This is a genomic window from Pseudomonas sp. GW822-FHT02E03 (genome assembly GCF_058802325.1).
In genome coordinates, this window is sequence record NZ_JBXAOA010000044.1 from 24,880 (window position 1) to 45,521 (window position 20,642).

18 protein-coding genes and 1 pseudogene are annotated in these 20,642 nt (G+C 59.0%); 10 read left to right on the forward strand and 9 right to left on the reverse strand.

The window, feature by feature from the left end; genetic code table 11:
* Positions 1-6 precede the first annotated feature (6 nt).
* The 4 genes from AC1RQB_RS23665 to ggt all read left to right on the forward strand — a co-directional run bounded on the left by AC1RQB_RS23665 (position 7) and on the right by ggt (position 4,099).
* The gene (locus tag AC1RQB_RS23665; RefSeq protein WP_493095214.1) at positions 7-177 is read left to right on the forward strand and encodes a hypothetical protein; all 171 of its coding nucleotides are present in this window, start codon (positions 7-9) and stop codon (positions 175-177) included.
* Positions 177-1,700 carry a PepSY-associated TM helix domain-containing protein gene (locus AC1RQB_RS23670; protein WP_063342530.1) on the forward strand — a complete coding sequence of 508 codons (1,524 nt, stop codon included), beginning with the start codon at positions 177-179 and terminating at the stop codon, positions 1,698-1,700. Before AC1RQB_RS23665 ends, AC1RQB_RS23670 begins: the two co-directional genes overlap by 1 nt.
* 3 nt (positions 1,701-1,703) lie before the next feature.
* Complete coding sequence (locus AC1RQB_RS23675) at positions 1,704-1,994, forward strand: DUF3325 family protein (protein WP_081235358.1); 291 nt, start codon at positions 1,704-1,706, stop codon at positions 1,992-1,994.
* A gap of 260 nt (positions 1,995-2,254) precedes the next feature.
* Positions 2,255-4,099: a gamma-glutamyltransferase gene (gene ggt / locus AC1RQB_RS23680; RefSeq protein ID WP_207267401.1), complete on the forward strand. Its 1,845-nt coding sequence runs from the start codon at positions 2,255-2,257 to the stop codon at positions 4,097-4,099.
* Positions 4,100-4,228: 129 nt separating this feature from the next.
* On the opposite strand, the gene AC1RQB_RS23685 is transcribed toward ggt, so the two are convergent.
* The 3 genes and pseudogenes from AC1RQB_RS23685 to AC1RQB_RS23695 form a co-directional block, all read right to left on the reverse strand.
* Entirely contained in the window at positions 4,229-4,660 is a 432-nt protein-coding gene (locus tag AC1RQB_RS23685) for a methyl-accepting chemotaxis protein (protein WP_225602937.1), read from the reverse strand.
* 108 nt (positions 4,661-4,768) lie between these two features.
* Positions 4,769-5,593, reverse strand: a pseudogene (locus AC1RQB_RS23690) (PAS domain-containing protein); the annotation flags it as partial.
* A gap of 70 nt (positions 5,594-5,663) precedes the next feature.
* Positions 5,664-6,977, reverse strand: coding sequence for an MFS transporter (locus AC1RQB_RS23695; protein WP_063343921.1), 1,314 nt, complete (start codon positions 6,975-6,977; stop codon positions 5,664-5,666).
* A gap of 281 nt (positions 6,978-7,258) precedes the next feature.
* On the opposite strand from AC1RQB_RS23695, the gene AC1RQB_RS23700 reads away from it, so the two are divergent.
* Together AC1RQB_RS23700 and AC1RQB_RS23705 are read left to right on the forward strand one after the other, a co-directional pair.
* Positions 7,259-8,434, forward strand: a complete 1,176-nt coding sequence (locus AC1RQB_RS23700; RefSeq protein ID WP_063342528.1) for a hypothetical protein — start codon at positions 7,259-7,261, stop codon at positions 8,432-8,434.
* Between the two features lie 179 nt (positions 8,435-8,613).
* Positions 8,614-9,138 carry an SET domain-containing protein-lysine N-methyltransferase gene (locus AC1RQB_RS23705; protein ID WP_008074155.1) on the forward strand — a complete coding sequence of 175 codons (525 nt, stop codon included), beginning with the start codon at positions 8,614-8,616 and terminating at the stop codon, positions 9,136-9,138.
* A 7-nt stretch (positions 9,139-9,145) separates the two neighbouring features.
* Here AC1RQB_RS23705 and can read toward each other — a convergent pair whose 3' ends face one another.
* Positions 9,146-9,790 carry a carbonate dehydratase gene (gene can, locus AC1RQB_RS23710; RefSeq protein ID WP_008074153.1) on the reverse strand — a complete coding sequence of 215 codons (645 nt, stop codon included), beginning with the start codon at positions 9,788-9,790 and terminating at the stop codon, positions 9,146-9,148.
* 183 nt (positions 9,791-9,973) lie between these two features.
* On the opposite strand from can, the gene AC1RQB_RS23715 reads away from it, so the two are divergent.
* Positions 9,974-10,378: a hypothetical protein gene (locus AC1RQB_RS23715; RefSeq protein ID WP_008074152.1), complete on the forward strand. Its 405-nt coding sequence runs from the start codon at positions 9,974-9,976 to the stop codon at positions 10,376-10,378.
* A 101-nt stretch (positions 10,379-10,479) separates the two neighbouring features.
* Here AC1RQB_RS23715 and rimI read toward each other — a convergent pair whose 3' ends face one another.
* Both rimI and AC1RQB_RS23725 read right to left on the reverse strand, forming a co-directional pair.
* The gene (rimI, locus tag AC1RQB_RS23720; RefSeq protein WP_007896888.1) at positions 10,480-10,932 is read right to left on the reverse strand and encodes a ribosomal protein S18-alanine N-acetyltransferase; all 453 of its coding nucleotides are present in this window, start codon (positions 10,930-10,932) and stop codon (positions 10,480-10,482) included.
* Positions 10,925-11,665, reverse strand: coding sequence for a hypothetical protein (locus tag AC1RQB_RS23725; protein WP_063342527.1), 741 nt, complete (start codon positions 11,663-11,665; stop codon positions 10,925-10,927). The genes rimI and AC1RQB_RS23725 overlap by 8 nt, the downstream gene beginning before the upstream one ends.
* A 206-nt stretch (positions 11,666-11,871) precedes the next feature.
* Between AC1RQB_RS23725 and mksB the strand changes: the two genes are divergently transcribed.
* From mksB to mksF, 3 genes are read left to right on the forward strand one after another with little or no spacing between them, the layout of a single operon-like run.
* The gene (gene mksB, locus AC1RQB_RS23730) at positions 11,872-13,149 is read left to right on the forward strand and encodes an Mks condensin complex protein MksB (RefSeq protein ID WP_198537206.1); all 1,278 of its coding nucleotides are present in this window, start codon (positions 11,872-11,874) and stop codon (positions 13,147-13,149) included.
* The gene (gene mksE / locus AC1RQB_RS23735; protein WP_063342525.1) at positions 13,139-13,840 is read left to right on the forward strand and encodes an Mks condensin complex protein MksE; all 702 of its coding nucleotides are present in this window, start codon (positions 13,139-13,141) and stop codon (positions 13,838-13,840) included. Before mksB ends, mksE begins: the two co-directional genes overlap by 11 nt.
* Positions 13,837-16,677 (forward strand): Mks condensin complex protein MksF, encoded by a 2,841-nt coding sequence (gene mksF / locus AC1RQB_RS23740; protein WP_063342524.1) that lies wholly within the window; start codon positions 13,837-13,839, stop codon positions 16,675-16,677. Before mksE ends, mksF begins: the two co-directional genes overlap by 4 nt.
* 222 nt (positions 16,678-16,899) lie before the next feature.
* Here the strand turns inward: mksF and AC1RQB_RS23745 are convergent, their stop codons facing one another.
* The 3 genes from AC1RQB_RS23745 to AC1RQB_RS23755 are packed head-to-tail and all read right to left on the reverse strand — an operon-like array spanning position 16,900 to position 20,465.
* Positions 16,900-19,203, reverse strand: a complete 2,304-nt coding sequence (locus AC1RQB_RS23745; protein WP_008074141.1) for a PqiB family protein — start codon at positions 19,201-19,203, stop codon at positions 16,900-16,902.
* Positions 19,196-19,819 (reverse strand): paraquat-inducible protein A, encoded by a 624-nt coding sequence (locus tag AC1RQB_RS23750; protein WP_007896874.1) that lies wholly within the window; start codon positions 19,817-19,819, stop codon positions 19,196-19,198. The genes AC1RQB_RS23745 and AC1RQB_RS23750 overlap by 8 nt, the downstream gene beginning before the upstream one ends.
* A complete protein-coding gene (locus tag AC1RQB_RS23755; protein ID WP_063342523.1) occupies positions 19,806-20,465 on the reverse strand; it encodes a paraquat-inducible protein A in 660 nt (219 codons plus the stop codon). The genes AC1RQB_RS23750 and AC1RQB_RS23755 overlap by 14 nt, the downstream gene beginning before the upstream one ends.
* Positions 20,466-20,642: the final 177 nt, after the last annotated feature.

The following is a 20,642-nucleotide window of genomic DNA, read 5'->3' on the forward strand; positions in this document are numbered from 1 at the left end:
TGGCGTGTGCAGCCCAGTGAAGCGGTGCTAACCAGTTCGATCACCAGTTTCGTGCTCTTTCCATGGCTGGTGTTGTGGTTGTTCAGTGCGCCACATGCAACGCGCAACGGCTTGCTGGTGGTGAGTGCACTGCTGGCGATGTGGGCAAACACCCGCTATCTGGCGGGAGGCGCCTGATGTTCACGAGTGTTCGGCAGGCGTTGCTGTGGATGCATCGATTTGTCGGCATCGGTTTTTCCGGGCTGCTGCTGATCGCATTTTTCATGGGTAGCCTGGCGGTTTATGACCGTGAGCTGGACAGTTGGATGCTGCCGCACATTCGCCTCGCACCAATTGACACGCCCTTGTCACTGGATCACCGGGTGGTCCCCCACATAGCCGGCTTGACGCAGGGCAAACCACTGATGCAGTGGTACGTGGAACTGCCCGATGAGCGCCGGCCGGTGGTGCGATTTCAAGCCTGGACCAAGGACCGTCAGGGCTTCAGTCGTTTTCTGGCGCCGGCCGAGGACCGCGCGCTGCCCGAAGCCGGAAGCCACGGCGGCGACTTTTTCTACCGAATGCATTACACCCTCAATATCAACTTCTGGAACATCGGTGCGCGCCTGCTGGGCCTTGCCGCCATGCTGGGCATAATCGCGTTGATTGCCGGCGTTTGCATCCATGCGCGCCTGTTTCAGGACCTGTTTACATTGCGAGCCGATAAGTCGCCCAGGCGGCTGTTGGACATGCACAACCTGACCGGTGTGTTTACCCTGCCTTTTCACGTGGTCATCCTATTATCGGGATTGCTGATCCTGTTCCCGCTGTATCTCCCTGCCGGCATCCTGGCGGTGTACCTGGACCAGCCCGGTGAGTTCGGTCAAGAGGCGGACGCAGCCTACAGTCGCCCGGCATCGGGCATACCGGGGTCATTGGCCTCGCTGGACCGGATGATGGCGCAAGCCCGATTGCACTGGGGCAATGGCGAGCCGGCGTTTGTCCGGGTCTGGCACCCCGGGGATGCCAATGCGTACGTCGAGATCAGTCGCTCCTTGGCTGACCGCATGAGCCAGGATGGGCAAACCCTGTACTTCGATGGCGCCAGCGCAAGGCTGCTACATGAGTCTCGATTGCCGGCCGCCGCCGCGAGCTTCAAGTTTCTGGCAGGATTGCATGTGGCGCATTTTCAGCAGAAGTGGTTGCGCGCCTTGTATTTTTTCGCCGGTTTGAGTGGTTGCGTGATGCTCGGCAGTGGCCTGTTGTACTGGCTGGAAAAGCGCCGCCTGCAGCACGCTGCCGGGCAATGGGGCGTGGTGTCGATGACACTGCTCAGCAGCGCGCTGATCACTGGAATGCCACTGGCCACCCTGGCCATGCTAGTGGTCAATCGATGGCTGCCGATCGACCTGGTTGACCGGGCCCAGTGGGAAACCACAGCATTTTACTGGGTCTGGGTGCTGGCGGCTGTGCATGCCCTGTTGGTTATCTTGCGCTCGGCGCAATCACGGGCGCCATGGGCCGCGCACCTTTTGCTGATCAGCGCGTTGGCGCTACTGGCTGTGCTCTCCAATGCTTGGAGTACGGGCGATCATCTCTGGCGGGCAATGAACCAGAGGCTATCGGCGGTGGCGGGGGTGGATCTGGCATTGATGATCATCGCGTTGCTCGCGGGAATCATGGGTAGGCGCTTGCTCCGTCACAAGCGCTCGGCAAGGTGACAAATGGCTTATTGGTTATCGAGCATCGCTGCATTCTGCTTAATGGTATTGGGGCTCTGCGCATTGGCGTTAAGTCAAATCACTCACTTGCGCAGGGTTACGCTTCAACGGCAGTTACTCGGAACACGCGTGTTACGTTGCGGCGCAACGCTGTTGCTCGCATCAAGTCTACTGTTGAACCTGTCAAGCCAAGGGTTTGTCATGGGAGCGGTAATCTGGACTCTGTCTATCACTCCCTCAGGTATTGGCGTGACGATCATTCTCTGTTGGTACAAGCATGAGAGAAAAAAGTAGTTAAAAGGCGGCAGCTTGTATGCCTGCGTGTATGCCTGAGTAAAATTAAAAGCACTAAACTATTTAGATACAGTGCATTAGGAATCTTGTTCAAATGACTGTGTACCACCAAGTACTAAAAACGGCTTACCGAAAGGTAGGCCGTTTTTTTATGCCTCGAGAAAAGTGGCATTGTTTCAGGACAGCGGACCTGATTTGCGTCGCGTCTCCCAGGCCGATAAAGTCCCCGGACATTTTATCCCATGGACGGAGTGCCCCGCGTGTTCTCAGCCTTCCACTTGAGTCGCTATCGCCTGTCAGCTTTTTCGCTGATCGCCACCGCTTTAACCCTCGCCGCGTGTAATACCCTGCCCTCTTCGCCGCCAGTCTCTACTCTGCCGGTCGCGCCAGAAATCGCCTCTGGTTATCGCACCGACCTGCAGACCCGGCATGCCTCGAAACACATGGCCGCAGCCGCCAACCCGCTGGCAGCCGAAGCCGGGCGGGAGATGCTGCGTCAGGGCGGCTCGGCGATTGATGCGGCCATTGCCATGCAAGCGGTGTTGACGCTGGTCGAACCGCAATCATCGGGTATCGGCGGTGGCGCGTTGATTGTGCTGTGGGATGGCAAGGCTGTACGCACCTATGACGGGCGCGAAACCGCTCCGGCCGGCGCCACCGAGAAACTGTTCCTGCAGGCCGACGGTAAACCAATGCCGTTCACCCAGGCACAGATCGGCGGGCGCTCGGTGGGGACGCCGGGTGTATTGCGGGCGCTAGAGCTGGCCCATCAGAAACACGGTCGCCTACCGTGGACGAAGTTGTTCCAGCCCGCCATAGAACTGGCGGAACAAGGCTTCGCCATTTCGCCACGACTGCATCAGTTGATCGCGGCAGACGCGTTCATACAGCGTTCACCGGACATGGCCGCCTACTTTTTGAATGCCGATGGCAGCCCGAAAGCGATCGGTACACAGCTGAAAAACCCGGCACTGGCCGCAGTGTTCAAGCGCATCGCCAAGGAAGGTCCCGATGCCCTGTACAAAGGGCCAATCGCAAAAGAGATCATCGCCAAGGTTCAGGGCCACGCCAACCCCGGCAGCCTGTCGCTAAACGATCTTCAAGGCTACAAGGCCAAGGAACGCGCACCGTTATGCACCGACTACAAACGCTGGCAGGTTTGCGGCATGCCGCCACCGTCGTCGGGCGGGATCGCCGTGGCGCAAATTCTTGGCACCTTGCAGGCATTGGAATCCCGCGACCCGCGTTTTGCCCTGGCACCACTCAAACCGCTCAAGACCAGCAAACCGGCAGGCATCGAACCCGCCCCAGAAGCGGTGCACCTGATCGCCGACGCCGAGCGCCTGGCTTACGCCGACCGAGCGCAGTATGTCGCCGACACCGACTTCGTACCTGTGCCGGTAAAAGGTCTGATCGACCCGACTTATCTGACCAGCCGCGCCTCCTTGATCGGCGATCGCAGCATGGGTATGGCCAAACCCGGTACCCCGCCGGGCATTCAGGTTGCCTATGCGCCGGACCGCTCGCCACTGCGCATCTCCACCTCGCAAGTGGTGGCGGTCGATGACGAAGGCGGCGCCGTGTCCATGACCACCACCGTGGAGGCAGCATTTGGCTCACACCTGATGGTCCAGGGTTTCCTGCTCAACAACCAGATGACCGACTTCTCGTTCCTCCCCGAAGAAAACGGGCAAAAAGTCGCCAACCGGGTCGAACCGGGTAAACGCCCGCGCTCGTCCATGGCGCCCACGCTGATCTTCGACCGTCAGAACGGCGAGTTCCTGGCTACCGTCGGCTCCCCCGGCGGCTCGCAGATCATCGAATACGTGGCCAAATCCACCATCGGCCTGCTCGACTGGAACCTCGACCCGCAAGCGGCCATCAGCCTGCCCAATTTCGGCAGCCGTAACGGCCCGACCGAACTGGAACGGGGGCAGTTCAGCGAAGAGCTGATTCAGGCACTGAAGGACAAAGGGCACAACGTGAACGAGATCGACATGACCAGCGGGACTCAGGCGATTGTTCGGGTCAAGGATGCGCAGGGCAAAGCCGCGTTGGCCGGCGGGGCCGATCCGCGACGTGAGGGGGAAGCGTTGGGGGATTGAGTGGTACGCAAAACTGAGAAAAGGCTTACCGGGAGGTAGGCCTTTTTTTGTTAGCGAAGAATCCTGGTCTGATCAAGCCGCAAAAGCAGGCGTGACCTTTTTAGGGCTATTCACGCCGCACAGATAGCATCAAGTCGATAACTGATTGGCAAACTGCCCAACCGCGTTCACCACTTTCTGCGCCCCGTCCTGGATTTCGACGATCACTGTGCCCGCCTCCGCTGCCAGCGCCAGCCCCTGTTCGGCCTGGAGTTTGCCATCGGTCATCAGGGCCACGGCGTTACGCGCCATGTCCTGGTTCTGGCGCACAACGCCGACAATTTCGTCGGTCGCCTGGCTGGTTCGCGAAGCCAGTTGCCGGACTTCATCAGCCACCACGGCAAAACCTCGCCCCTGCTCACCGGCGCGAGCGGCTTCGATGGCCGCGTTGAGCGCCAGCAAATTGGTTTGTTCGGCGATGCCACTGATGGTTTTGACGATGGTGCCGATTACCAATGATTGCTCGTTCAGCGCCTCGATGCCTTCACCGGCGGTTTGCATGTGTTTGGCCAAGTCACGCATGACGTCCACCGCTTGAGTCACCACGGTGGTACCGCGCTGGGCGCTGCTGTCGGTTTGCAACGAGGTGCTATAGGCTATGTTGGCCGCTTCGGCGACGGCCTGTTCCTGATTGACTTGATCGGTAATCACCGTGGCGAACTTCACCACTTTGTAGAGTTTGTTGTTGGCGTCGACGACCGGGTTGTAGGAAGCCTCCAGCCAGACCACGCGACCGTGGCTATCGATACGCTTGAAACGATCGGCCACAAATTCGCCGGCGTTCAGGCGGCGCCAGAAGTTCTGATACTCGGGGCTGTTGTATTCCTCTGGCTCACAGAAGGTGCGGTGATGTTTGCCCTGGACCTGCGCCAGACTGTAACCCATGCCGTTGAGAAACCGCTCGTTGGCCATCAGCACGTTGCCATTGAGGTCGAACTCGATGACCGCCGTAGAGCGCACTAGCGCGCCGATCAGGTTCTCATGTTCACGAGACGCCTCGATGGTGCGGGTCAGGTCGCTGGAGTAAATCGAGAAGTGTTTGATCCGGCCATCCGCGGAGCGCACCGGCTGCATGATCGACCGCAACCAGGCTTCGGCACCAGTGCCCCGCAATAAACGAACCGTGCCGGCAAAATGTTCGCCACGACTCAACGCAGTCTTGAAGCGACGGTGGAATTCGTCCGACTTCACATGAACCGGGACGATGTCTTCGATGTGTCGGCCGATCAGTTCGTTGCCCTTGTAGAGCATTTCACCCATGAAGTTATGGTTGACCGATTGAATCCTGCCATCGGAATCAAGGGTCAAGACCAGCATTTCGCTGTCCAGGCTCTCCTTGACTTGCTGAAGGCTGGAGAGTTCTTCGCGAAGAGCCGACAGCTCCTGCTTCAAGCGTTTGTTGAACATGGGAAGCACCGATGGACAGGGATAAAAAGCTGGATACAGCCTAGCCATCGGCCTTGGGTATATTTTCTGAAGAGTGTTTCAGGGTTGTCCTACAAAAATAGTGGCAAAACGAACACCTTTATACCGCGCCGGCTACCGAACAGCGCCCAATTCGCGGTACTCGCGCGCCGAAATACGCCGCGCTGCTGATGCCCACCGCCCCCATCACTGCGCAGAAAATCACACAAATCCACGGACTCCACGGCATCAGACCGATCAACAACAGCGGTGTGACGCTGGCCCAGGCGGCGTAGGCAATGTTGTAGGTAAAGGAAATCCCCGAGACGCGAATCCGCGCCGGAAACAGGCTGACCATCACCGACGGCACTGCGCCGACTACCCCGCAAGAGAGGCCTGCCACTGCATAGGCCAGACCGAGCCACCGGCCTTCAATGATGAGGCAGGTGTAGAGCACGCCAATACCCAGAGGCAGCAGCAGGCTATACAGCATCACCGTGCGCCAGGCGCCGATGCGATCGACAAGCAGCCCCGCGAGCACACAGCCGATGTTCAGAAACACGATGCCCAAGGCACTCAGGGCGAAGGTATGACTGGCGGTCATGCCGAAGGTTTTTTGCATCATGGTCGGGGTAATGACTACGAATACCACCACGGCCGAGGTCAGCACGCAGGTGAGGATCATCGCCGGCAGCATCGCCAGGCGGTGCTCGCGCAGGACCGTGCGCAGCGGCAGTTCGACAGTAGCCTCGCGCTGGGCCTGCATCGCCATGAATACCGGGGTTTCACTGAGCCAGCGACGTAGCCAGACACCAATGACGCCAAACACACCGCCAAGGAGAAACGGGTAGCGCCAGGCGTAATCAAGGATTTCCGCCGGGGTGAACGTCTGTGCCAGAAAGGTCGCCGTCAGGGCGCCGATCAGGTAACCGAAAGTCAGCCCTGCCTGCAGGAAACCGAGGGCATAGCCGCGATGCCCGACCGGTGCATGTTCGGCGACGAATACCCAGGCGCTCGGCACTTCACCGCCCACCGCCGCGCCTTGCAGGACCCTCAGGGCCAACAGCAACAGCGGTGCGAAATAGCCGATCTGGGCGTAGGTCGGCATGATCCCGATCAGCAGGCACGGCAACGCCATCATCAGGATGCTCAGGCTGAAAACCTTCTTACGCCCCAGTCGATCGGCGAAATGCGCCATCAGGATTCCACCCAACGGACGCGCCAGGTAGCCGGTGACGAAAATCCCGAAGCTTTGCAGCAGGCGCAGCCATTCGGGCATTTCGGGCGGGAAGAACAGTTGGCTGAGGGTCAGCGCGAAAAATACGAAAATGATGAAGTCGTAGATTTCCAGCGCGCCACCAAGGGCTGCAAGCCCCAGGGTCTTGTAGTCCGAGCGGGTGAAGGGCGTCGGGCGCGCGTCGGTGTTGGCAGTCATGGCAAAGAACTCTGGCAGGCAAAAAACCAAGGCGCCCATGGTCTACGCAAATGCGCTTGTGGACAACCCATCAGACCCTGGTCCCAAACACCCAAAAAAACGTCAGCACTGGCCCACTCTTCCATCCCTCACTGCCAGCGCCCCGACGAAAGATGCTTTCGCGGATGAAGGATGCTCTCAGACTGGCGATCTTTTCATGTGGGTACTGGACCGTTCGACACAAGTAGTTTCAGTATGTACTCGCCCCGCCTCCGAGGGCTCACGCTGAAAAGGATCTGAGCATGTTAAAACTCGCAGGACTCACCCTGGCCGCACTCACCCTGAGTACCGCCGTCCACGCCGATGTCGATCTGAATCTGGGCAGTACCGAACGGGTCACCCGGCTGTTCTCCTACCCCAACAACTGCAACGTCATCTGCTATCGCGACTGGACGCTGGAGCAGACCGTCGAGCATTACCTGACCCAAAGCGTACAGCGCGATGGCTACAAAACCGCAAAAGTGCTGGTAAAGACCGACAACAATCAGCTCTACGCCACTATCAGCGGTGTACCCAAAGGCTATGACAAGCCGCTGACCGCATTGCTCCAGGCTGGGGATTTGGCTTACAACGGCGCCAGCAAACTGAGTGCCGATGGCAAATGGACCTATAACTGGTACTTGTTCCTGCCGCTGGGCATGGCGCTGGAAAATCGCAAAAGCGTCGAACTGCTGCACTTCCCGCCGGATTACTCGCTGACCCAAGCCCAGGACTACCTGGAGTCCAAGACGACCGACCGTTGGGCCACGCTGCTGACTGCCAATGGCATCCCCGACGACCAGACACCGGGCTATCAGACCATCATCGACATCGCGCCGATTGCCGCGCCGTCCAGCGCCGGTAAGGACCTTGAAGGCGTCTATGACTACTTCAAGGATTACCAGACCACCATGGTCAAGGAAGTCAGCCAGAACGCCAGCGGCGCAGCATTGCCAATGGTCGCCTTCGGCGCACCGGTACGTAACTGGATCAAGCAACAATATGGGCCGACCGTAGACGTGCTGGGCCTGGCAACCATCAGCCCGAGCGAGGGTGTGAAAGTACCCGTACTGGGTTCCAACCACCCGAGCTACATCTGGTACGCCGCCGATCCCGAGGCCTATAGCGGCAGCGATGCCCAGGCCAAGGCCGATGCTGCGGGGCTGAAAGTCATGGGGCAGGATTTGAGCGCCGCGTGCTGGCAGGCCGGGATGGGCAGCAAACCGGGCACTGACCCTACCGTTCAGCTGAAAAGCTGTACTCAGACCTGGCAAGTGACCCAGAAAGAAAAAACCTGCGAACTGTTCTACACCTCGATCCGCAACCTGACGCCTGAACAGGCCGTGGCCAAGTGCTCGACAGCGCAGGTCAAATCTCAGTTGAAACAGTTGAAGAGTCCAGCCCTGGTGACCTCCTCCGCCCCTGCTCCACACTTGTAAAACGATAAAGCTCTTTCTCGCGTGAGCCATGGCTGACGCGGAAAAGAGCCTTTTTCGCCTGTCATATTTGACAGTAGACTGATTGTTTCATTTGCGAGATCTTGAGGCATACCATGTGCTGCAGGGCTGACAGGATGTCAGTAGACGGCGGTCGTAGCACTCGCCTGACAAGGATTGTTATGAGAGCTCATGCAGAACAGGCAATACCCCCACCGCCATCGAATGGCATCTATCCGTTTGTAGAATTGCCCCTTCGTCTTGGGTTCCCCTCCAAAGACGACTTTGAAATCATCTACAACGCTCAGGGATTGGCAGTGGCTGTCGTGGCACTGCGCGAGTTCCCGCGCATCAGCCGAATCTGCCGGGTTTCCGGACATTTGCTGCCCTATCGCTGCCGACACACTCGGCAACTGGCTCCAGGAATCCACCTCTACGATCCGCGCTTCTGCGGCCTGCTGAGCCACTCCTGCGATCCCAACGTCTTTCTCGACATGAGCGAGCTGTGGTTATGGGCACTCAAGGACATCAAAAAAGGTGATCGACTGACGATGGATTTCGCCGCGACAGAAGACAAACTGCAGCGGCAGTTCGCTTGCCGCTGCGGTTGTCCCTGCTGCCGTGGCTGGATCATCGGCTATGACGAGTCGCCGAACGCCAATGGAGAACAGTTTTTTCAACACTGGCGTCGACGAAGTTCCAGCTGAAAGGCTCTTACAACGTTTCGACCGGACGCAAACGGTACTGCGGCGGCAACTGTTCGAAACCGCTGATGGTGGCGTTCAGGCTTTTCCAGCGTCCATCCTTGATGCCATAGATGCAACCATGGATCGACAGGCTCTGACCACGGTGCCAGGCGTTTTGCACAATGCTGGTATGACCGACGTTGGCCACCTGCTGGATCACGTTGAGCTCGCAAAGGCGGTCGACCCGCTCTTCTTCGGTGGACAACTTGGCCAGTTCGTCGCGCTTTTCATAATAGAGATCGCGAATCGAGCGCAACCAACCGTCGATCAGGCCCAACTGACGGTCCTGCATCGAGGCGCGTACACCGCCGCAGCCATAGTGGCCGGTCACCAGAATGTGTTTGACCTTGAGCACATCGACCGCGTACTGAATCACTGACAGGCAGTTGAGGTCAGTGTGCAGCACCACGTTGGCCACGTTACGGTGGACGAACAGATCGCCCGGCAACATGCCGACGATCTCGTTGGCTGGCACGCGCGCATCGGAACAGCCGATCCACAGGTATTCCGGGGTTTGCTGACGGGCTAGCTTGGCGAAGAAATCAGGATCTTCCTGCTTGATCGCATCGGCCCAGCGCTCGTTGTTATCAATCAGATCTTGTAAGTCGTTCATGCAATGAAGCCTCGAGAATGATGCGCTGGTTTGACAGACAACCGCCTGTCGGGGTCACGCGCGCGATGCAGATACCCCCTGATGCCCTGATGCCTATAACGGCGAGCCGACGTTCCCTGCCGGTGGAATTCTCGCAAGCCCAGTGGGTCAACTGTAGTAAGGCCTACAGTATGAGGGAATGCCATGACTGATTCACGACGTCCGTTCGATAAGGCGCAACCCGAGCCCATCGATGACAACGAAGACCGCATGGGCTCAGTGCATGAGCTGGATTTCGACGAGGAAGAACCAGGCACCAGAATCGGCGACCTGATCCCCGAACGCGAGCGTGCGCAGAAAATCCCCGACGAACGCGTCCGTGAAGCTGGCATGACCGGGGGCTCGACCGATGACCATGAGTCCACCGACGATGACATGAGCCCGGAAACCTTGATCCGTGAAGACGGCGCACGGGACGCCCACGAAGAGGGTGAAGGCGGCCAGGCGGATTGGGATTTGAGCATTGTCGATGAGGACGACATCGGCGGGGGCAATGGGTTGGACGAAGCAGAGATGGCGCAGCGCGATCCAATGGATGGCAAGCGTTGATCGTTGTCGTCAGTGAGGACGCCTTCGCGGGCAAGCCTCGCTCCTACGGGTTCTGTGCCTCGGCCCGTAGGAGCGAGGCTTGCCCGCGAAGCTTTCAAGGCTCAATCCACTAATGTACAGGCCATGACCACGGCATCTTCGCGCCCGCCAACAGCGGGGTAGTAATCCCGTCGACGTCCGATTTCATTGAAACCATACCGCTCATACAACCGAAACGCCGCCCGGTTGCTGTCGCGCACCTCCAGAAAACATTCCCGCGCCTCTGCCTTGTAGGCAATCGACATCAAATGCTCCAGCAGCGTCAAACCCAGGCCTCGGCCCTGATTTTCCGGTTTGACGGTGATGTTCAGCAAATGCGCCTCGTCGAGAATGATCTGCACCACGCCATGACCGACCTGCTGCTGCCCTTCGAACATCAGCCAGATCTGGTACTTGCCCAGGCCATCGAGAAAAATCCCGCGGGTCCAGGGGTGGCTGTAAGCCGCGTATTCAATTTTCAGTACAGTGTCCAGGTCCGCCTCGGTCATCGGGCGGAACGATACAGCGTCACTCATTCGATTCTTTCCAGCGCGCCATCAGCCGACGCATGGCTTGCCAGACATCAGCCTTACGCTGTGGCTCTTCCATTAATAATTCCAGACCCGGCAGGGCCCAGACCGAACCCAGGCCTTCGACCTGAAGTTCACGGTTGAAGAATTCGGCGTTCGCCTCACCAGCAAAACGCACCGCCGGCAAGCCGATCAACCACAAGCAGACGCATGGCGCGTCTTCCAAACGGGCCGACAGAAAGCCTTGTACGAAATCCCGAGCCGCTTCCGGCCCTTGATCCATGGTGCCGCGAGCCAGCAGTGGCCAGCGCACCGGCTCGCCGACGATCTGCGGGCTGTCTGGCAGACCAGCGGCGCGCAGCATGTCCTTGAGCAAAAGATAGGCCGGATCGCGGGTCTGGAAGCTTTCGCCTGTGGGTAACTCCACCAGCAACAGGCAACGACCTGCGCGCAGCAATTGAAGGGCGAAACGCGGTGGCGGAACGACCGGCGCCTTGACCGCGACTGGGGCCTCCTCTTCTTCGACCTTGGCGTTCGTGCGGGTGCTGGCCAACGATGGCCGTGGCACCTCGATCTTCACCCGCTCGGCCGGTTTGACCACGGGCTCCATCGGTGCCTCGGCCACAGGAGCCGGTGCAACCGGGGCGACGACCAACGGCTCGGGCATCTCCAGCAGTTCGGGCCGCGAGGGCGCAGCAAAGGGCAATTCGGTGCGCGGCAGCCAGTTGACCACCTGCATGGCGGTCAAATAAGCGCGGCGACGGGACTCGATAAGCAAAGGTCGGCCACTTGTGGATAACTAAAGTGCGGTGATTCTACCGCCCTTCGCTCAAGATCGCCCACGCTTGATCGATAGAAAGCCAACTGTCCGTCCCGAGAGTGAATCGCAACGGGCGTGATGCAGTACAATCGCGACTTTTAATCGCCAACCAGCCGGCCATTCCGATGATCGAACCCAAGCGCGTCTTGCGCGCCCTCGCTGAACACTGGGCACTTCTGGAGCCACTGTGCGAGCACTTCGACCAAGGCACCCTGAGCCTCAACGAATTGCGTTCACAGTTGGCCGCCCAGCAACTCGACAGTACGCCGCAGGACATCACCAGCCTGCTGGACGTGTGGATCCGCCTCGACATTCTGGTTCCCGTGGCGAAAAGCCCGAACCGTTTCGAGCTCAACGCGCAGATCCACGATTTCCTCGCTTACCTGCGCCGTGAGCACCGTCTGGGCCTGTGCCTGGAAATCGAAGCCTATTTGCGCCATCTCGAGCGCCTGGCCGGTTACATTCAGGACGCCTTCGACATTCGCGACGGCAATGATCTGGCGCGCCAGTTGCGTCTGCTCGACATGCGCGTGCGCGATGTGCTGAAAAAACTCGACAACGACGAACAGGCGTTGGTGGCCGTCGCCGAACGGGCGAAAACCAGCGATCGGCAGATCCCGCTGCGTCAGCGCTACGCTGAAGTGCTGGCGACCTGGGACGAATACGTCGAGCCGATGATTGAACTGGTGAATGCCGACGGCGCCTTCGAACAAGGCGTGCGCAAGGTCGAAACGGTCTTGCTGAAGATGCTCTCCGAACAGCAGCGCCTCGGCCATCTGGTCGACGACGACATGCTGCTGCGCACCCACGCGCGCATCCTCGAAATGCAGACCAGCGCCCAACTGACGCTGCGTCATGCCCGTGAACTGCTGCTGCCGCTGCGTGAAGAAGCCCGCCGGCACAACGCCGTGACCCGTGGCGCGGCGCTGGCCTTGTCGGCCATTCGTCGTAAAGGCATCGATGCGGTACCGCAAGCCGCGATGCCGATGTTCACCCGGCCGCAAAGCACCTTCCTCGGGAGCGCCAGTCAAGTCGAAGCCTACGTGTACGCCTTGGCCCGTTTCGAACCAAAACCGGCGCGTTTCCCCAAGGCGCACAAGACCCAGAAAGGTGAAGCCCCGCGCGCGCCACGCACGGTTCGGGAAATGCTCGAACGCTGCGAAGACGCCCTGCCGATGCCGGACCTGATGACCTGGCTGCTGGAGCAGGAGCCGGACGGCGCCACCGACGAATTGCTCTACTGGTTCTCGCGCCTGTCACGGGAAAAACGCTTCAAACGCGAGCGTCTGGAACGCCGCGATTACCACACTCACGAGCACCAGGTCAGCCTGCGCTCCTTCGCCCTGCTCTCGGCCGGCGACACCGCCGCCGAGGATTCTGCGAGCACCCCATATGCATCTTGATCTAAACGAACTGTCCCAGCTGGCGCCGATCTTTCGCGAGCTGTTCAAGGGCTACCACGTCAGCCGCCGCGATCCGGAGCTGTACGCGCAACTGTCGAACTTCCAGGACCAGTACCGTACGTTGTTCAAGGCGCTGGGCTTTGAACTGGTCTGCGACACCCGTGGTTTCTATTACTTCGTTCCGGACCTGGCTGCGGCGGCAGTAAACAAGACCGCGCAACGTCTGGCGCTGTTCACCTTCATCCTCGTCGAGCATCTGGCCGACCAGGGCCGCGACCCGATCTCCGTGCTCGACGGCGGCAGTCTCGGTCGTGATGAACTGCCATCGCTTCTGGAAAAGTACCGCGACCTGTTCATCCAGGCCGAGGTCCAGACTCAGGACGAACTGGAAGAAAAGATCATGCGCCGCATGACCCAGCTCGGTTTCGCCAGCGAAGAGCCCGGTATCTATCGTTTCCTGCCACCGATGCACCGTTTCCTCGACGTCTGCCTGTCGGTTCAGCAGGACCGCGATCTGGCGGCCAGCCTGCACAGCGTGTTGCCATTGCCGGTGCCCGTGCTGATCGATGACGACAGCGATGAAAAACTGCTGCAAACAGACGACCCGCTGGATCTGAGTGACTTCGAAGAAGAAAGCGAAGAAGACGCCATGGCCCGCGCCATTGCCGAAGAACAGGAGACCGACGCATGAGCAAGGAACGCTACGGCATTCGCCGCTTTGCCCTTTTGAACACCGCCGGTTACAGCCTCGGCCTGTTCCCGCTGGAAGAGCCGCTGTCGGTTTACGGGGCGAACAACCTCGGTAAATCCGCATCGATCAACGCCTTGCAGTTCCCGATTCTGGCGCGCATGTCGGACATGAGTTTCGGCAAGTACAGCCTGGAACAATCCCGGCGTTTCTACTTCGCCTCGGACACCAGCTACATCCTGGTGGAAGTCTCCCTGCCCCACGGCCCGCACGTAATCGGCGTGGTCGGACGCGGCCCGGGCGGTGGTTTCGGTCACCAGTTCTTCGCCTATGCCGGCAAACTCGATCTGGCCCATTACCAGAAAGACGACACCTGCCTGCGGCAGAAAGAGCTGTTCACCAACCTTGAGCGCGAAGGCCTGAAAGCCTATGAACTCAAGCCGGATGAACTGCGTCGTTTGTTGGTGGGCGGTCACACCTCGATTCCGCTGGACCTGACGCTGATCCCGCTGCGCTCCACCAGCGAGCAGAGCCTGAAGACCTTCCGCGCCCTGTTCATCAACTTGCTGCACATGCGCGAAATCACCGCGGCCAAACTCAAGCAGTTGTTCCTCGATGCCTTCGAACACAGCCTGCGTTCCGGTAGCGTCGACTACATCGCCGCGTGCGAAGAAGCCTTCCGCGATGTTCGTCGCATGGAGCAGGACTACAACTCGCTGGTTACCGCCGGCCCGCTGGTTGAAGCGCTGGCCGCAGGCGTGGCCCAGCGCAATATCCTGCGCGGCAAACTGCATCGCCTGTCGCCGCTGCTCGACTCCCTGCTCGGCACCTGGTCGGACTACGCCAGTGCGCGCAAGGAAGAGCTGACGATTCAGGCCGAGCACTACCGCAACGAGCAGGACGCGCTACAAAACGATCAACGCGGCGGCACTCAAGAGCTGATGCGTCTGGAGCGGGAAATCACCGGCATCCAGCGCTGGCTCGGCGAGTTGTCGGTGCTCAAGCATCGCTTCGCGCTGGTCGATGACGTCAAAGTCCTCGAGCAGCAACTGCTCGCCGCCAAAGACGCGCACGACGAACTGGCCGGTGCACTGGCCCAGTCGCGCCAGTTCAGCGCCGAAGACCTGGAAGAGCGTCTGCGGGATCTGGAAAAACGCCTCAAATCGGTGAAGCAGCAACTCGACCACGCCGACAACAACAGCTACGCCCGTCTGCGCGAAGAGTTCTCACAACAGGACGTCGAGCGCCTGATGCGCCTGTTCAACAGCGCACTGTTCAGCCTCCCGCTGGGCGAACACGGCATTACGCTGGACGAGGACGGTCAGTGGGTCAAATCCATGGAACTGATTCTTGATGGCTTCAAAGGCGAGCGCTTCGAAGTGCCGGGTCTGTCCATCGACATCTCGCACATCGAGCTACCAGCGCTGCAAGCCCTGGCTGACCGCGCGGCGCTGCGCGATCAGAAAGACCGCCTGGAAAAAGAACTCAAGCAGCTGAAAACTCAAGCTGCCGTGGCAGCCGACCGCGCGGCCAGCAAGACCCAGACTGAAGCGCTGTACCAGCAAGTGCTGGATGCGCAGAAAGCCCTGGAAGATTTCCGCCGCGCGCAAACCCTGAGCGCCGAGGAAGGCGACAAGCTTGAGCAGTTGGCGCAGATGGAAGCTGCTCAGGACGAATTGAAGCGTTCCAGCGATGCCTTCACCGAACGCGTCCAACAACTGTCGGCCAAGCTGCAACTGGTCGGCCGGCAGATCGGCGATATGGAAGCCAAACAACGCACCCTCGACGACGCCCTGCGCCGTCGTCAGCTGTTGCCGGCGGACCTGCCATTCGGCACGCCGTTCATGGACCCGGTCGACGACTCCATGGACAACCTGCTGCCGTTGCTCAACGACTATCAGGACAGCTGGCAAGGCCTGCTGCGCAGCGACGGGCAGATCGACGCGCTCTATGCTCAGGTTCGCCTGAAAGGCGTGGCCAAGTTCGACAGCGAAGACGATATGGAGCGTCGCCTGCAACTGCTGATCAACGCGTACGCACACCGCACCGACGAAGCCCTGACTCTCGGCAAGGCCCGTCGTGCAGCCGTCACCGACATCGCCCGGACCCTGCGTAACATTCGCAGCGACTATGACAGCCTCGAACATCAACTGGCGTTGTTCAACCGCGAGATCAACAAGCGTCAGGTCTCCAACCTGCAAAGCTTCCGCATCGTGCTCGCGCCGAACAAGGAAGCGCTCAAGCACATTGACCAGATCATCCACAGCGCCGGTCAGTACGAAGAAGGCGAAACCCTTTCCGTCTTCGACCTGAGCCAAAGCGCCGATCAAGACAACAAGAACGAAGAGGCCAAGGAATACCTGGCGCGGCTGGTGGCGGCGAACCACAACCAGCTCGGCCTCAAGGATCTGTTCGAGCTGGCGTTCGAGATCACCAAGGTCAACGGTCAGCCGGTGATCCACACCGACATCGACGGCGCGGCGTCCAACGGCACCACCATGACCATCAAGGCACTGACCAACATGTACTTGTTGCTGCACTTGATGGACCGCGATCAGGCCGGTCGCGTACGCCTGCCGTACTACCTCGACGAAGCGGCGGACATCGACGAGAAGAACCAGGCAGCACTGCTGGAAACCAGCCTGCAATTGGGCTTCGTGCCGATTCTGGCGAGTGTGAAGCCGCAAGTTTGCGCCAGTGTCGCCATCGACCTGGAAGGCGGCAGCGGCCCGAACGGCATCTATATCGACGAGGCGGACTGGAAGTACATTCGTCGACACGATGAAGTGAAGGCAACCGTTGTTGTACAAGCTGATGAACCAGAGCTGGATGCGGTCTGACGCTTAAACCGAAGCATAAAAAAGGCCGCGATCCAAATGGATCGCGGCCTTTTTGTTTGTGGGTACACCCCTGAAGCTTTGAGTGAACTTGAGGGCCTCTTCGCGGGCAAGCCCGCTCCCACAGGGTTTTGTATTGAACCCGGATTTTGGGTACGCCACCCGATCACTGTGGGAGCGGGCTTGCCCGCGAAGGCGTCTTCTCAGACGCCCAATCAACCTGAATTACTTACCGAGAGAAATCTTCGGCGCCCAGGTCAGCCACTCATCTTCGAACTGGTCGAACAGCGGGAATGTTTGCTCGGGCCGCGCCGGAACGCCCATGCGGTCGCCATCCGGTGTAGCAAACGCAATGCCGCCCTGGACCAGCGTCTCCAGCGATTCGGTGCGTATTGTCGCGCCTTTGAACAAGCCGTAGTCAAAACCAAAACCACTGGTGTTCCAGAACCGCGTGCCACTGCGCACCAGCGGCGCATACTTCGGTTCGATCAGGATGTGCACCAACACACGATCAGCCGTCTGGCCCAGTTCATAGCCGGTCACCTTGCCTACCGTGATTTCGCGATAGGTAACGGGGACGCCTGCCTTCAGCGAACCCCGGCGAGCAGCGCTCAACACCAGGCTTAAACCAGCCTCTTCCTTGGCGATTTCCGGAGGATTGGTCAAGGCCACGAAAGTCTTCTGTGGGCCGAGGTTCTTCGGCGCCGGTTGTACTTCGATGTATTGCCCGGTGACCAAAGTGTCGAGGTTCGAGGTTTTAATCAGACCGAGCTCAGGTTTAACCACCCAGAACTGACTGCCGACCCGAGCGATACGCTCCGGCACTTCGGTGATCCGCGCGGTCAGCAGTACTGATTGAAGGTCATCACTGAGGTCGACGTCCTCAATCTTGCCAACGTCCAGGCCTTTGAATCGAACCGGCGTGCCATTGCGCAGGCCATCGGCGCGATCGACCTTGATCGTCACCACCGTGCCTCTCTGCGTTGCCTCATCATGGTTGGCATGCAGGCGGAAACGCGGAATACGCTTTTGCAACGGCGCTTTGGCTTCCGGGGTTTCGAAGGCGATGCCTCCGGCCATCAGGCTCTGCAACGACTCACTTTTGACCTGGATGCCGCCGGTTAATCCACCGGTGAGCGTAATGCCGCTGGCATTCCAGAAACGCGTCGAGGCGTTGACCAGCCCTTCGTATTCCTTCTCGATATGCACCCCGATCACCAGCTGCTTTTTGGTGCGGGAGAATTGATAGCTTTGAACCGAACCGACCTTGACCTGTTTGTAGAGAATCGGACTGCCGACTTCCAGAGACCCCAGGTTTTCGGTGAACAACACCAAATGCAGGCCTGGCGAACGCAGGTCCAGCGGCGGCGCCTTGGGCCGTGCTTCGAACTCGCGCTGCGGCGCACCGCCCTTATCGCCTGGGCGCACAGCGATGTAGTTACCTTTGACCAGCGCTTCCAGGCCTGTAATACCGGCGAGCGAAATCGATGGTTTTACCACCCAGAACTGAGTGCCGGTGACCAGATAGTCCTCGGCCAGCGGGTCGAGAGTCAACTCGGCGGTCGCACTGGACAGGTCCGGATCGACCTTGAGCGTTTTTAAATTGCCGACCTGGATGCCTTTGTACATCACCGGCGTACGACCGGACTGCAGGCCTTCGAAATCGCTGAGTTTGACCTTGACCCGAATACCGGCTGCAGCCGCATCGAAATCCTCATAGAGACGGAACGGCAGGCTTGGATCGGTAGGCGGGCTGTCCTTGCGATTTTCCGGAGTGGCAAATGCAATACCACCAGCGACGATGCTGGCGAGGGACTCGCTACGTACTTTCACACCAGAAAGGTTGGCGTCGATACTGATGCCGCTGGCATTCCAGAAACGCGTGTGTTTACGCACCAGGCTGGCGTAGGTCGGCTCAATGAAGACTTTGAGTTCGACAGTGCTTTGGTCTGCGGACAGCACATAGCTTTTGATCTGACCGACCTGAATCTGCTTGTAGAACACCGGGCTGCCGCGATTCAGCGAGCCGAGGCGATCAGCCTTGATGGTCAAGTGCAGGCCGGGTTGCGCGTCCGATAGCGGAGGCTCCTGGGCCAGGGCTTTGAACTTGCGGGTCGGCTCGCCTTCGCCTGGGCTAACGGCCACATAGTTACCCGAGACCAGCGTCTCCAGGCCCGTGATACCGGCCAGACTCACACTCGGTTTGACCAGCCAGAACCGCGTGCTGGTCTTGAGGTATTGCTCCACGTCCTTGTTCATCTCGATGGTGGCGATCACTCCTTTGGAGCTGCCTTCGTCATCGAGTTTGAGGGCTTTCACCTTGCCGACCGACATGCCTTTGTAGACAACTTCGGTCTTGTTGGCCTGAATGCCTTCGCCGCTTTCGAAGCGCACCTGAATCTCGATGCCCGTCTCGCTGTAGGCACGCCAGCCGAGCCAGCCGCCGATGATCAAGGCGATCAGGGGCAACACCCAAATAGCTGACCAGTTCGAGGCCGGTCGGGTTTTCGCTTTAGGCAAATCAGTCATGGTCGTCGTCCGACTCCGTGTTATCCCAAATCAGTCGGGGATCGAAAGTTACTGCGGCAAGCATCGTCAGAATCACCACACTGGCGAAGGCGATGGCGCCAAGATTGGCTTCGATGCTGGCAAGCCGTCCAAAATTCACAACCGCCACCAGAATGGCGATTACAAAGATATCCAGCATCGACCAGCGGCCGATGAACTCGATAAAGCGGTACATCAGAATTCGCTGGCGTGCCGAGAGCGGCTGACGGCGCTGCACCGAAAACAGCAGCAATGCGATGCCCACCAGCTTGAACGTGGGAACCAGAATGCTGGCGATAAAAACCACGGCGGCGATTGGAATCATGCCGTGCTGAACCAGCTGGATCACACCGGACATAATGGTGCTCGGATCGCCCTGCCCCAGGGAATTGACGGTCATGATCGGTAGCACATTGGCCGGGATGTAGAGAATCGCCCCCGTGATTAATAACGCCCAAGTACGCATCAGACTGTTCGGGCGGCGGGCGTGAACCAGCGCACCGCAGCGAGTGCAAACCTGCTCGTCGGTATCGGCTTCCTGTTTATTCAATTCGTGGCATTCGGCACAAATCAAAATGCCTGCATCAATCGCCCGCATGGGCATCCTCTCCTGATAGAGCCTGCCAGATCTGGTGCGGTGACATCACTACTTCCAGCCAGACCTGAACCAACAACAAACTGATGAAGCACACAAGACCAAGACCTACGGTAATCGCCGCCATATCGGCCAATTTGACGATCGCAACCAGTACGCCCATGAGGTAAACCTCGAGCATCCCCCAGTCCCGTAGATGGTGATAAATGCGGTAGAGCAGCAGGCCATAACTGCGTCCGATATCGAAGCGAATACTCAGCAACACGAACAGCTGGCAAATCAGCTTGAGCAGCGGAATCCCCATGCTGCAAAGGAACACCACTGCCGCTACGCCTCGCATACCGGTATCGAACAGACCGACAACGCCACTCCAGACAGTATCGTGCGACGACTGTCCGAGTAGATGGAGCTGCATGATGGGTAAAAAGTTCGCCGGGATGAACAACAACAGCGCGGCAATGACCAAGGCGAGACTGCGCTGCACGACATTGTGTCGATGGGCATACAGCTCATAACCGCAGCGTACACAGATGGCTTTCTCACCATGAGCAAGCGCAGGCTTGCGCATCAGCAAGTCGCACTCATGACACGCTACCAAGTCGTCCAGCGGTAAATCTGACAGCCCTGGGGCGTCAACCGGATCTGGCATAAAGGCTCTGGCTCCAAATAAGTTGGACCTATTCTAGTGTCCTGACTCGAAAATAACTGTGCAATTTTGTATTGTCGCCAGAGTGCTCTTTTCCTGCGGGCAAAACAAAACCCCTACCTGCATACGCAGATAGGGGTTTCGGAATTTAATCTTGACGATGACCTACTCTCACATGGG